A 12335-nucleotide genomic window follows, 5' to 3' on the forward strand; every position below is an offset into this window, starting at 1 on the left:
ATCGAGGACGAATTACAGACTAGAGTGCGACGCGTATCCGATTACGTCCGGGTACCCGGGCCCTCCCCTGTGGGACGGTCGCCCGGGTCGTCGGTCGGATCGTCGCCCGCGTCCAGCGCATCCCACATCAGGCGTTGCGTCGGTGCCCCGTCCTCGGACTCGCCCGATCGTCGAGCCGCCTCGCGCCGGGCGGCAGGAGCGTCGTATTTCGACGACAACCCGGCACTGCGCTTCGGCCTTTGCAGGAGCGCCACCGCAGCGATCAGAGCGAGGACGACACCGGCAGCCGTCAGGACGGCCGGGCCGTACGACACCTCGATATCGCGGACTTCTGCCCGCCCCGGCAGTTCGGCCAACTGGGCCGCCTTCGAGTCCGACACCCCCGACGTCACCAACTGCACCACGGGTACCGCCGCCGCAACCCCCACCAGGGCGACGAGCACGCCGAGACCCCGCACCAGCCATCCCTTCACCGCGAAGGACGCCGCGATGGCGGCGACGAGCACCAGGGCGAGCGGGGTCAGTGCCGCGGCCCACGTCCCGCCGTCGAGTTCCACAGCGCGCTCCTCGCCCAGCCCATCCGCGGATGTGAACGAAACCCACACCATTCGCGACGATGCCCACAGCGCGATCGCGGCGAGTGCGAGGCACCCGACGACCGCTACCGTGTTGCGTCTGGCCGAGTCCGTTGCGGGGCTCATGACGCGTCGCCGTTCCAGGTCCGCACGGTTCCCGCGGCCGCGATCGCCGCCAGAACCGCCATGGCCTTGTTCCGCGCCTCGTCGTCTTCCGCCGCGGGGACGGAGTCCGCGACCACGCCGGCGCCCGCTTGCACGTAACCGACGCCGTCCTTGATGACCGCAGTGCGAATCGCAATCGCCGTATCCGCATCCCCGGCGAAATCGAGATAGCCGACGATGCCGCCGTACACGCCGCGGCGTGTCGGCTCGAGTTCCTCGATCAGTTGCATCGCCCGGACCTTGGGTGCACCCGACAGCGTTCCCGCAGGGAAGCAGGCCGTGACCGCGTCCAGTGCGTGCTTGCCCTCCGCGAGGGTGCCGGTAACCGTGGACACCAGGTGCATGACGTGGCTGTACCGCTCGATGTGACGGTAGTCGTGCACCTTGACAGTGCCCGGTACACACACACGCCCCAGGTCGTTCCGGCCGAGATCCACGAGCATCAGGTGCTCGGCATTCTCCTTCTCGTCCGCGATCAGATTCTTTTCGAGGAGGATGTCTTCCTCCTCGTTCGCACCGCGCCACCGAGTACCTGCGATGGGGTGCGTCGTGGCCTTCCCCTCGTGAACCTTGACCAACGCCTCCGGGCTTGACCCGACGATCGAGAACGCGGTCTCGTCGTTTTCACCCGGAACATGGACGAGATACATGTACGGGCTGGGGTTGGACGCCCGCAGCATCCGATACACGTCCATGGGCTCGGCGTCGCAGTCGACCTCGAATCGCTGCGACAACACGACCTGAAATGCCTCACCTGCTTCGATGTCGCCGACGAGCTTGCGCACATCCGTGCGGTACCCCTCCGAGGTGCGCTGCCGTCTGTAGTCGGGGGTGGGCCTGGAGAACGTCGACACGGTCGAGGGCGCCGGGGCTGCGAGCGCGGCCGTCATCGCATCGAGTCGCGACACGGCGTCGTCGTAGGCCTCGTCGACCCCTTCATTCGAGCCGTCCCAGTTGACGGCGTTCGCAATGAGCGTGATCGCACCCTCGTGGTGGTCGACGGCCGCAAGATCGGTGGCGAGCAGCATGACCATCTCGGGGATCTGCAGATCGTCTTCGGCGTGATCACCTAGTCGTTCGAGACGCCGCACCGCGTCGTAGCCGAGGAACCCGACCATGCCACCGGTCAGCGGTGGCAGATCGGGCAGACGCTCCGACCGCAACAACTCCAAGGTCCGTCCCAACGCGACAACGGGGTCGCCGCCGGAAGGGGCTCCGGACGGCACGTTCCCGTACCACGCGGCCTCACCGTCACGCACGGTCAGTGCTGCAGGGCTGACCACACCGATGAACGACCAGCGCGACCACGATCGGCCGTTCTCCGCCGACTCGAGGAGGAAGGTACCCGGACGGTTCGCCGCCAGCTTGGAATACGCCGACAGCGGTGTTTCCGCGTCCGCCAACACTTTCCGGGTCACGGGAACGACGCGATGTTCGGCTGCGAGAAGACGGAACTGCTCGCGCGACGTCGTCGAATCCGATTCGGCCCCCGAAGCAGCCGTGCTCGAATTCGTTGCGGGAATGGTGGTGGGCTCGCCGTGCATGCACCCATCATCCCAGGCGTACCGACCCACCTGTCGCGCCCGGTACTGTCGGCGGGTATGAAACCAGGTCAGCAGGCGCCCGAATTCACACTCTCCGACCAGAACGACACTGCCCGAACGCTGTCCGAACTCGTCGCGTCGGGACCACTCGTATTGTTTTTCTACCCGGCCGCATCGTCACTGGTGTGCACCGCAGAGGCATGCCATTTCCGCGATCTCGCCGCCGAGTTCGAGGCTGCAGGCGCCGGCCGCGCAGGTATCAGCACCGACCCGGTCGAAGCGCAGGCATCGTTCGCATCCGGCGAGGCTTTCGACTACCCCTTATTGTCGGATCCCGAAGGATCGGTGGCCCGACAGTTCGGCGTGAAGCGTGGGCTTCTCGGGAAGATTGCACCGGTCAAACGAACCACATTCGTCATCGACACGGACCGCACGATCCTCCACGTCGTCTCGTCGGAACTCAACGCCAACGCGCACGCCGACCGGGCACTCGACTTCCTGCACAGCCGTCAGGTGAAGTGAGTCGACAGATGAACACACCGGCATGTCGGTGGCGCGGTAGCCGTGATCCGGTCAACCGTTGCGCTCTAGTGTCGAGCCCGTCCGGGCACCTTCTCGTGCCGCCCACCTTCGAAGGTGACTCGGCCCGCCTTCACGTCGGCTTGCAGCTGTTTCCACAGTCCGACACACATCGCTAGCAGAACCAACACGAACGGTGACGCGACAACAATCGCGCCCCACCGCAACGCGTCGAGCCCCCCGACGACCAGCAGGGTCAACGCCACGGCGCCGACGAGCAGTCCCCAGGCTACGACCAGCCACTTCTTCGGCTCGTCGATACCCTTCGACGAGAAGGTTCCGAGCACGATCGCACCCGCGTCCGCTCCGCTGATGAAGAACACGGCGGCCAGAACAATGACGGCGATACTGGTCACGACGGAAAGTGGGAATGTCGCCAGCACTTCGAAGAACGCCGCCTCGGCACTCTGCGACGCTACGGCCGCGATGTCGCGGGTGCCGTTGATCTGCAGGTCCAGAGCCGTGCCGCCGAGGATGGAGAACCAAACGACCGTGGCGATGCTCGGGGCAATCAGCACGCCCATCACATACTCGCGGATCGTCCGTCCACGCGAAATCTTGGCGAGAAAGCTCCCGACGTAGGGCGCCCAGGAGATTCCCCACGCCCAGAAGAAGATGGTCCAATTCTGCATCCAAACGCCGTCATCGAAGGCGCCGGTCTCGAACGACATCGGCAGGAAGTTGAACAGGTATCCGCCGAGGGCCTGCGACAGCAGTTTGAAGACGAAGGAGAACGGACCGAGCACCAGAATGAAGATCCCTAGTGCTATCGCGAGCATCGTGTTGAAGTCGGCGAGCCGTTTGATCCCCTTGTCCACTCCGGCCACCGCCGAGAAGATGAACGCCACCGTGAGGGACCCGACCACGATAAGCAGCAGCAGATCGGAACTTTCGAGATTCGAGACGAATCCGAGTCCTGCGATGATCTGCAGGGTACCGAGTCCCAACGTCACTGCGTTGCCCACCATCGTGGTCACGATGACCCAGGTGTCGATGCTTCTGCCGGCCAGCTTGTCTGCATGTTTGCCGATCAGCGGTCGCAACGTGGCACTGACCAGCGAGGGCCGCCTTTTGTTGATCGTCGAGTAGGCGAACGCGAGACCTGCGACGCCGAAGAATGCCCACGGATGCAGCGCCCAATGAAAGATCGAGTACTGCATGGCGACTACGGCCGCCTCGTCGGTGCGCGGTTCCGGCCCTCCCGGGGGCGGCTCCGCCCACAACGTCACCGGCTCGTAGGCGCCGTAGAAGATCAGTCCGATACCGACCCCCAGGGCGAACATCATCGCGATCCAGGAGAACGCCGAATAGGCGGGCTTCTCCCCGGGTTCGCCCAGTTTGATCCCGCCGTACCTGCCGAAGGCGAGGTAGAGGATGAAGAACACGAATCCGGCCGTGGACAGCACGAACACCCAGCCGAACTGGTCGGCGATGAACGCGTAGACATGTTCTCCGACGACGCGCAGCGTGTCGGCAAACGCGACACCGACTATCAGGAACAGCACCGTGAGCGCGGCGGCGACAACGGTGACCGGCATATCGATTCCGGCACGCCAACTCACGTCCGGGCGCCTCTTCGAAGCTGTCATAGCTTGTGAGGTTAATGAGGACGTCGAGATTGTGCGGCTGTTCCCGACACATCCAGGGTCGACCACCTCACCGTGGCAACGGCCTGAGCTCTGCGCCACCGCCACTTTCGATGGCGCACAGTTTCTCGGTGGTCATCGAAGGATCCGGCATTTCGGCCTCGGTGAAACCGTAGGGTGCAGTAAGTTCGAGCACCTGCCCGTGCTCCTGCAGCACGGCGAGCTCCCGATTGTAGGCCGCCCGCAGCTCTTGGTCGGTTTTGCGGAATCCTGCTGCGCCGCAACCGAGCCGTGGCCGTCCATCCACGACGGGGGTGAACGGCTCCAGCAGCTCAGTACGTTCCACCCACTCCAGTGGACCACCGTCCGGTCCGGGTGCCCCGGCCTGGCGTGCGCGATCCAATACGGTGCGCAACGAAATACTCGTCAACGCAAAGGCATCGACCCTCCCTCGGGCGACCTGTTCCACACCGTCGAGCTGGCTGCCGACAACGACGAATTGCGCGTCGTTGACTCCCTCGGCCCGTGCATATTGCCCTTCCACTGCACCGCCCAACACGGCGACCGTGGCGCCGGTGCGCGCTATCGATGCGAAGTCGGACAGCCCCTTCGGGTTCTCCTGCTGCACGAGCAGTGCCGATTGCGCGCAGAAGATTGGCTCCGAGAAGGAGATCTGCGCACATCGACCGTTCGTGACAAACATGCCGGCCGAGATGACATCGAACGTGCCCGAATTCACGCCGTCGATCAACGTCCGGAACGGAACCTTGACACCCTTGATCTTGTTCACGCCCAGCCGCTCGAAGATCATCCGGTCAACGGCAGGCATCGCGCCCACGAGACCGTTGTCGTCATACGCATAGGGCCGCTCGCCCGCGTAGCCGACCGTGACGACCCCTTCTTCCTGGATCCGCTCGAGCGTGTTCCCGAGTCCCACTGCGTCGCATCCGGAAACCATCTCGGATGCCACCAATAGCCCGCCCCCCAACGCGCTCACCTTCAAGAAGGTTCGCCTGGACCAGGCTTGCACGATTACCCCTTGTCGTCAGACCTCGACGTTGTCAGACATCGACGGACCAGTGGCCGAGCGGTTCGGTGCGAAGCGCGGCCTTCTCGTCACGTTCGCACCGGTCAGACGAACCACGTTCGTCATCGACACGGATCTTACCGTTCTCCACGTCGTCTCGTCGGAACTCGACGCCAATCCCATCCAGAATCCGTCGCTCACCGGCACATGCGCACTCCCGCCCACACATCGAACTCGGCCGACCATCCGGGTGGTCTGGCCTCGGGCCGCGGATGCGCCGGCAACGGCCGTCCGTGTGTGGCGAAAACCCACGCCTGCAGCTGAGCGACCCATCGTTCGTCATCGACCAGCGGCGGTGCGCCGTGGCTGAGGAAGAGCGTAGGCATCGACGCCATAACAACACTCTTCGTTGAAGATTCAACTTGAGGTATGGTCAACACCAGGAACGATGCAAGTGTTCCCCGCGATGGAAGGGCGACAATGGCGATCGACGAAAGCACAGACCCGAGCACGGAAACACGGTGGCTCGACTCGCGCCAGCAGGATGCCTGGCTGTCGCTCATCGCGCTCGTCACCCGGCTACCAGCCGCTCTCGACACCCAGCTACAACGCGACTCGCGACTCACCCATTTCGAGTACTTCGTCCTCGCTGCCTTGTCCGAGTCACCAGAACGTCGCCTCCAGCTCGCAACACTCGCGCAACGCGCAAATGCCTCACTGTCACGTCTGTCGCACGTCGTCACCAAGATGGAAAGGGCCGGGTGGGTCGAGCGAGAGAAAATAGTCGGATACAGAGGATCTCACGCAGTCCTCACCGACGAGGGCATGGCAACGATAGTCGAGGCAGCGCCTGCACACGTGGAGTCGGTGCGCACCATGATCTTCGACGGGCTCGACGCCGACCAGGTCCATCAACTCTCCGACGTCGCGAGCGCAATGCTCACCCAACTCGACACAGCCATCGCGGGCGGCACCGGCAGAGCCTGAACAACTGCCACACCCGCACATCAACCCAGCGGCGACCCGCACATCAACCCAGCGGCGACCCGCACATCAACCCAGCGGCGACCCGCACATCAACCCAGCGGCGACCCGCCGACACCCCAGTTCTCGCGCGGAACCTCGGTGATCGTGACCCACACCTTGGACGCATCCTTACCGGTGGCCTCCGCGTAGGCGGCCGTGACCGCTTCGATGGTGGCGCGGTTCTGCTCCGCCGAGAGACCTGGCGTCTGACTGATCTGAATCAATGGCATGCGCGATACTCTGCCACCGGTCGGCCAGCCGGTAACGACCGGCCGGGTGGACCTACTCTGCGGCGAGCAGGACGTCCTCGTCGAAGCAGGTGTGAGCGCCCGTGTGACATGCCGCGCCTTCCTGATCGACGACCAGGAGCACCGAATCACCGTCGCAGTCCAAACGGACCTCGTGCACGTATTGGGTATGGCCGGACGTCTCACCTTTCACCCAGTACTGCTGTCGTGACCGCGAATAGTATGTGCCCTTGCGGGTTTCGAGAGTTCGAGCGAGCGCCTCGTCGTCCATCCAGGCGACCATCAGGACCTGGCCCGTCGACCGCTCCTGCGCCACCGCGCTGAAAAGGCCTGCGTCGTTTCGTTTGAGGCGGGATGCGACTGCCGAGTCGAGACTCATCGGACCGTGATCCCTTCTTCGCGCATGGATGCTTTCACCTCGCCGATCGTCATGTCACCGAAGTGAAAAACGCTGGCAGCAAGTACGGCATCGGCGCCGGCTTCGACAGCGGGAGCGAAGTGCTCGACCTGGCCCGCTCCCCCACTGGCAATCACCGGCACCTTTACGGCCGCCCGAACCGCCCTGATCATCGACAGGTCGAAACCGGCTTTGGTGCCGTCGGCGTCCATGGAGTTGAGCAGGATCTCCCCCACGCCGAGTTCGGCGCCGCGGACCGCCCACTCGATGGCGTCGATACCGGTTCCACGCTTGCCGCCGTGGGTCGTCACTTCCCACCCGGACGGTGTGGGGTCGGAGCCTTCCGGCACTGTACGAGCGTCGACCGACAAGACGATGCACTGCGAACCGAAACGCTGGCTCAGTTCGGCCAACAGTTCCGGGCGTGCGATCGCCGCGGTGTTCACGCTCACCTTGTCCGCGCCGGCGCGCAGCAGCCTGTCGACGTCCTCGACCGTTCGCACACCGCCCCCCACAGTCAGCGGGATGAACACCTGTTCCGCGGTCCTGCTGACCACGTCGAGCATGGTGCCGCGGTCCGATGTCGACGCGGTGACGTCGAGGAACGTCAGTTCGTCGGCACCCTGTGCGTCGTAGGTTGCCGCCAATTCGACCGGGTCGCCTGCGTCACGCAGGTTCTCGAAGTTGACGCCCTTGACCACACGGCCTGCATCGACGTCGAGACACGGGATCACCCGAACTGCCAGAGTCATGTTGTACGCCCTCCTGAAGGCCGAGTTCGTGGATCGTCCAGCGATCCGAGAATATCGAGAATCTCGCCGTGTGCCCCCGGCGCCGCCGCCAGCACCGACGGCGATGTGATCGTCCACGGCTGACCGGCCAGATCGGTCACCACACCGCCGGCAGCGCGCACCAACGCGACCCCGGCAGCGTTGTCCCATGCATTGTGGCCGAACACGACCGCGCCACCGAGAATTCCCGCCGCCGTGAAGGCAAGATCCACACCGGTCGATCCGTGCATCCGGATACGCGACGACACCCGGCTGAGCTGTCCCAACATTTCCAGACGGTATGGTCCGGGGATACGTCCGCGGCTGTCGATGTTGAGCGCACCGAAACCCACGATCGACGAAGCCAGGGTGGTGCGTGACAGACGCGGCAGCGGTAGACCGCTTTCGAGCAACGGACCCGACTCGAGTGCTGCGTACCTGCGGCCGACGAGAGGCAGCCAAGTCAAGCCGAGGACGGGCACACCGTCGTCGAGCAGTGCCAGCAAGGTACCGGCGGTCGGTAGCCCTGCCGAATAGTTGAAGGTGCCGTCGATCGGATCGAGCACCCACACCGACCCGTCGGCGAGGTCGGGGCCACCGAACTCTTCGCCGTGGACGGGAATACCCGTACGGTCGAACAGCTCGCCGGCGAGTCGCTTCTCGAGTTCGAGATCTACCGCGGTCGCAAAATCGGCCGGCCCCTTGTGAACGGCACTCGGTGCACCCACCCCTGCCACGAATCGATCGTGGACACCGTCGAGAAGTCGGCTCGCCGTGGCAAGCAGCTCGCGCGGATCACGGGGCAGGCTCACTCGCTCAGCCTCGGCTCGACACCGCTGCGAGAGCGTCGGGCAGGGTGAACTTACCCGCGTACAACGCCTTACCGATGATCGATCCCTCGACACCCCGGTCGACCAGACCGGCGATGGCCGTCAGATCGTCGATGGCCGAAATTCCGCCGGATGCCACCACGGGAGCATCGGTCGCGTCACACATCTGCGCGAGCAGGTCCAGATTCGGTCCGGTCAGGGTGCCGTCCTTGGAGACGTCGGTGACGACGTAACGCGCACACCCGTCGCGATCGAGGCGAGCGACCGTCTCGAACAGGTCACCGCCCTCGGTGACCCAGCCGCGTCCACGCAGCTGGTAACGGCCGTCCACGAGGCGCACGTCCAGTCCGACCGCGATCTTGTCGCCATGCTCGGCGATGGCAGAAGCACACCAGTCAGGGTTCTCGATGGCAGCGGTTCCCAGGTTGACTCGCCGGCATCCGGTAGCCAGTGCGGCATCGAGCGATTCGTCGTCGCGGATTCCGCCGGACAGTTCGACGTTCACATCCAGCTCACCGATCACGTCGGCGAGAAGGTCACGGTTGGAGCCGCGGCCGAACGCGGCATCAAGATCGACTATATGAATCCACTCGGCACCATCGTTCTGCCACGCCAAGGCGGCATCTCGCGGAGAGCCGTAGCCGGTTTCGCTGCCGGCCTCCCCTTGAACGAGGCGAACAGCTTCACCGTTGACAACATCCACAGCAGGCAAAAGGACCAGGCTCACTGCGACAACCCTAGTCGTTCAGGAGCCGGAACCGGGTTTCGGGTCCGGCGCGTTGCCGTAGGCGCGGCGTGTCATTCGCTTGGAGACGACGCCCATTGCGACGACGGCGCCGACGATCCCGGCGACTGCGATGGCGAGAGAAACTCCCGCGCTCGGTTGCAGGACGGCGATGAGGACGACTGCAACTACGAGAACTACCACTGCGGCACCGAGAGCCGTCACGGCCAGCTTGCCGATCGACAGGTCCTTCGGCGACCCCTCCGTCACAAGATCTTCACCCAGTTCTCCAACAACTCGGCCCCGGCGTCTCCCGACTTCTCTGGGTGGAACTGGGTCGCCGACAGTGCGCCGTTCTCGACGGCAGCGAGGAAGGGACCTCCGTGGTCCGCCCACGTCAACGCTGGTGGTGCGATCCGCTCCGGTGTCGGCAGCTCCCACTTCTGCACGGCGTAGGAGTGGACGAAGTAGTAGCGAGTGTCCGCGTCCAGACCGGCGAACAGGGTGCTGTTCTCCGGTGCCTGTACGGTGTTCCAGCCCATGTGCGGCAGGACGTCGGCCTGCAGGTGATCGACGGTTCCGGGCCACTCTCCGCAGCCCTGTGCCTCCACACCGAACTCGACGCCACGCTCGAAGAGAATCTGCATTCCGACGCAGATGCCGAGAACCGGGCGACCACCCGCGAGGCGCCTGCCGATGATGCGCTCACCACGCACCGCTTTCAGCCCCTCCATGCATGCGGAAAAGGCCCCGACGCCGGGAACGACCAGCCCATCGGCATCGAGAGCAGTCTGAATATCGGAAGTCACCTCGACCAGTGCACCGGTGCGGGCCAGTGCACGTGTGGCCGAATGCAGGTTGCCCGACCCGTAGTCGAGCACAGCGATCGTGGAAGCGCTCATGCCATCAACCTTATCGGGCGGTCCGTAGACGCGTTCCGTGGGATTTGCCCGGCCTACTGCCATCGAATCCTCGGCGTCTCGAGCGAAACCGACGATGCCGTCCAGGAAACCCCGATTCGTGCGTGGCGCAACATCGACCGGTTCGAGCCGAACAGGAGCCGACTCTCCACCTGGGTGCGCCGCACCGCCCACAACGTGTGCGTGGATATGTTGCGGGGCGCCCAACGCAGAGCACTCGCCGTGGATACGGGCCCTGCTGCGGCGGTCGACGACCCCTGGGAACGCCCGTTTCCGTCGACCGTTTCGTCGAGCCGACGCCCGATTCCCGCGTCCTGACCGCAACCGATCCGGGTGACATCGTCATCGAACGGCAGACGGTGCGGCCGGCGTTCGTCGCGGCACTGCCGCATCTGACCACGTACCAGCCGGGTTCGCTGTCAGCACCGGAGACCGCAATGCCGAACATGCCGGACTCGGTGAAGTTCCAGGCGAAATGCAGGCCGATCGGCAGCTACAGCGACCGCGTGGCGATGTAGGCGATGGTCAGCCGCGCGCCGCCTTCGACCGCGATGGCCATGGCGCCCCAGAGTGTGGCGTTGCTCTTGACCGCGTGTGTCAAACCGAAGATCAGTGACGAGACCGCGATCGCGACGATCCTGCCGGTCCGCTGCTCCAGGATCCGGTGCACCACGCCACGGAACAGCAGTTCCTCGCCGACCGCCACCGACGCCATCGAGCCTGCCACGCCGAGGCAGGGCATGAACGAGCCACCGGTGATGTCGGCGTCGGTGAACAGGACCGCGAACAGCATCGTCGCGAGGAATGGTGGTCGAGCTGATCACTGCGCAACCGTGGCGGGCGCGGAGCTGGCCACGATCCTCGAGATCGACAACGTCAACAGTTTCCGAGTCCGGCTGTCGCAGTGGTCGCATCAGGGCCAGATCGGAAAGGTCGGGACCGGCTCTCTACGAGCCGGTCCCGACCAACGCTTACCCTTTGTCACCAGGCTCTCAGAGGACGACCACGATCTTTCCGTGGACATGCCGGCCCGCCTGCAGTCGCACGGCTTCCTGAATCCTCTCGATGGGGAAGGTAGCCGCGATCGGCACGGTGATCTGCCCGGCGATGATGGCGTCGCAGATCCTCTCGAGGTCGGCTGGACGCCCGTCGAAGCCTCCGGTGGTGCGCACGCCGTCGAGCGAGGCGGGTCCCGCGGCGATCATGGAGATCCGCTCCGGCGCGGTGCCGAGTGCGAGCGCCGCCTCGGCGGTCTCGGTGCCGTGCAGGTCGGTCGCCGCGCTGATGCCTTCGGGTGCCATCCCACGCACGCGCGCCGCCAGGCCTGCGCCGTAGGTGGTGGGCTCGGCACCGAGGTGCCGCAGGAATTCGAACGTGCCCTCGGACGCGGTTCCGATAACTCTGGCACCACCGAGGGCAGCGAGCTGGACTGCGAAGACGCCGACACCGCCTGCTGCGCCGCCGATCAGAACCGTTTCCCCGACCTGCGGATCTATAGCCGCGAGCGCCGCCGAAGCGGTCAGTCCGGCGACCGCGAGCGTACCGGCGACCTGGTCGCTGATCTGTGCAGGAGTGTGAAGCACAGTCTCGGTTTTGCCGGGGGCGACGATCAGGAAATCGGCGGCCGCCTGACCCGTCGCAGTCCCGTAGACGCGGTCGCCTACGGCGAAGCCGGAGACTTCGTCGCCGACCTCGTCCACTGTGCCCGCGAAGTCGGTCGCGAAGCCGGACGGCAGGGTGATACCGAACTGCTGCGCCATATCCGGCGTCGAGGACAGAATCCAGTCCATGGGGTTGAGACCGACGGCGGCTACCCGAACGCGCACCTCCGCCGCTCCCGCGTGCGGCTCCGAAACGTCGCGCAGCTCCAGTACTTCGGGTCCTCCGAACCTCGTGTAGATGACGGCTCGACTCATGATATGCCTCCGCGGCTTGTTGATGGGA

The 12335-nt window shown here is 65.0% G+C and carries 16 protein-coding genes and 2 pseudogenes; 4 read left to right on the top strand and 14 right to left on the bottom strand.

The window, feature by feature from the left end:
• Positions 1-41: 41 nt before the first annotated feature.
• Together ACZI8Q_RS18130 and ACZI8Q_RS18135 are read right to left on the bottom strand one after the other, a co-directional pair.
• A complete protein-coding gene (locus tag ACZI8Q_RS18130; protein WP_463374960.1) occupies positions 42-701 on the bottom strand; it encodes a TIGR02234 family membrane protein in 660 nt (219 codons plus the stop codon).
• Positions 698-2284, bottom strand: coding sequence for an anthranilate synthase component I (locus ACZI8Q_RS18135; protein ID WP_463374961.1), 1587 nt, complete (start codon positions 2282-2284; stop codon positions 698-700). Before ACZI8Q_RS18135 ends, ACZI8Q_RS18130 begins: the two co-directional genes overlap by 4 nt.
• Before the next feature lie 57 nt (positions 2285-2341).
• Here ACZI8Q_RS18135 and ACZI8Q_RS18140 point away from each other — a divergent pair, with 57 nt between their 5' ends.
• Positions 2342-2806 carry a peroxiredoxin gene (locus ACZI8Q_RS18140; protein WP_463374962.1) on the top strand — a complete coding sequence of 155 codons (465 nt, stop codon included), beginning with the start codon at positions 2342-2344 and terminating at the stop codon, positions 2804-2806.
• Positions 2807-2871: 65 nt separating this feature from the next.
• Here ACZI8Q_RS18140 and ACZI8Q_RS18145 read toward each other — a convergent pair whose 3' ends face one another.
• Entirely contained in the window at positions 2872-4452 is a 1581-nt protein-coding gene (locus ACZI8Q_RS18145) for a BCCT family transporter (RefSeq protein WP_463374963.1), read from the bottom strand.
• A gap of 67 nt (positions 4453-4519) precedes the next feature.
• Positions 4520-5446 carry a transporter substrate-binding domain-containing protein gene (locus ACZI8Q_RS18150; RefSeq protein ID WP_463374964.1) on the bottom strand — a complete coding sequence of 309 codons (927 nt, stop codon included), beginning with the start codon at positions 5444-5446 and terminating at the stop codon, positions 4520-4522.
• Positions 5447-5507: 61 nt separating this feature from the next.
• Between ACZI8Q_RS18150 and ACZI8Q_RS18155 the strand changes: the two are divergent.
• A pseudogene (locus tag ACZI8Q_RS18155) lies at positions 5508-5654 on the top strand (peroxiredoxin); the annotation flags it as partial.
• Between the two features lie 130 nt (positions 5655-5784).
• Here the strand turns inward: ACZI8Q_RS18155 and ACZI8Q_RS18160 are convergent.
• A pseudogene (locus ACZI8Q_RS18160) lies at positions 5785-5862 on the bottom strand (dioxygenase); the annotation flags it as partial.
• A 94-nt stretch (positions 5863-5956) separates the two neighbouring features.
• Between ACZI8Q_RS18160 and ACZI8Q_RS18165 the strand changes: the two are divergent.
• Entirely contained in the window at positions 5957-6463 is a 507-nt protein-coding gene (locus ACZI8Q_RS18165) for a MarR family winged helix-turn-helix transcriptional regulator (RefSeq protein WP_463374965.1), read from the top strand.
• A gap of 89 nt (positions 6464-6552) precedes the next feature.
• Here the strand turns inward: ACZI8Q_RS18165 and ACZI8Q_RS18170 are convergent, their stop codons facing one another.
• The 7 genes from ACZI8Q_RS18170 to hisH are packed head-to-tail and all read right to left on the bottom strand — an operon-like array spanning position 6553 to position 10373.
• On the bottom strand, positions 6553-6882 hold the full coding sequence (locus tag ACZI8Q_RS18170) for a tautomerase family protein (protein WP_463374966.1): 330 nt from the start codon (positions 6880-6882) through the stop codon (positions 6553-6555).
• Complete coding sequence (hisI, locus tag ACZI8Q_RS18175; protein ID WP_463374967.1) at positions 6785-7129, bottom strand: phosphoribosyl-AMP cyclohydrolase; 345 nt, start codon at positions 7127-7129, stop codon at positions 6785-6787. Before hisI ends, ACZI8Q_RS18170 begins: the two co-directional genes overlap by 98 nt.
• Positions 7126-7899: an imidazole glycerol phosphate synthase subunit HisF gene (hisF, locus tag ACZI8Q_RS18180; RefSeq protein WP_463374968.1), complete on the bottom strand. Its 774-nt coding sequence runs from the start codon at positions 7897-7899 to the stop codon at positions 7126-7128. The genes hisI and hisF overlap by 4 nt, the downstream gene beginning before the upstream one ends.
• Positions 7896-8729: an inositol monophosphatase family protein gene (locus tag ACZI8Q_RS18185; protein ID WP_463374969.1), complete on the bottom strand. Its 834-nt coding sequence runs from the start codon at positions 8727-8729 to the stop codon at positions 7896-7898. Before ACZI8Q_RS18185 ends, hisF begins: the two co-directional genes overlap by 4 nt.
• A 4-nt stretch (positions 8730-8733) precedes the next feature.
• Positions 8734-9474 carry a bifunctional 1-(5-phosphoribosyl)-5-((5-phosphoribosylamino)methylideneamino)imidazole-4-carboxamide isomerase/phosphoribosylanthranilate isomerase PriA gene (priA, locus tag ACZI8Q_RS18190; protein ID WP_463374970.1) on the bottom strand — a complete coding sequence of 247 codons (741 nt, stop codon included), beginning with the start codon at positions 9472-9474 and terminating at the stop codon, positions 8734-8736.
• Positions 9475-9492: 18 nt separating this feature from the next.
• Positions 9493-9741 carry a hypothetical protein gene (locus ACZI8Q_RS18195; protein ID WP_463374971.1) on the bottom strand — a complete coding sequence of 83 codons (249 nt, stop codon included), beginning with the start codon at positions 9739-9741 and terminating at the stop codon, positions 9493-9495.
• Positions 9738-10373: an imidazole glycerol phosphate synthase subunit HisH gene (gene hisH, locus ACZI8Q_RS18200; protein ID WP_463374972.1), complete on the bottom strand. Its 636-nt coding sequence runs from the start codon at positions 10371-10373 to the stop codon at positions 9738-9740. The genes ACZI8Q_RS18195 and hisH overlap by 4 nt, the downstream gene beginning before the upstream one ends.
• Here hisH and ACZI8Q_RS18205 point away from each other — a divergent pair.
• A complete protein-coding gene (locus ACZI8Q_RS18205) occupies positions 10323-10709 on the top strand; it encodes a sigma factor (protein WP_463374973.1) in 387 nt (128 codons plus the stop codon). The two genes, hisH and ACZI8Q_RS18205, sit on opposite strands and share 51 nt — an antisense overlap.
• 175 nt (positions 10710-10884) lie before the next feature.
• Here ACZI8Q_RS18205 and ACZI8Q_RS18210 read toward each other — a convergent pair whose 3' ends face one another.
• Positions 10885-11184: a lysostaphin resistance A-like protein gene (locus ACZI8Q_RS18210; protein WP_463374974.1), complete on the bottom strand. Its 300-nt coding sequence runs from the start codon at positions 11182-11184 to the stop codon at positions 10885-10887.
• Positions 11185-11383: 199 nt separating this feature from the next.
• Positions 11384-12307, bottom strand: a complete 924-nt coding sequence (locus tag ACZI8Q_RS18215; protein WP_463374975.1) for an NADP-dependent oxidoreductase — start codon at positions 12305-12307, stop codon at positions 11384-11386.
• Between the last annotated feature and the right edge of the window lie 28 nt (positions 12308-12335).

Source organism: Rhodococcus quanlei (assembly GCF_055231015.1).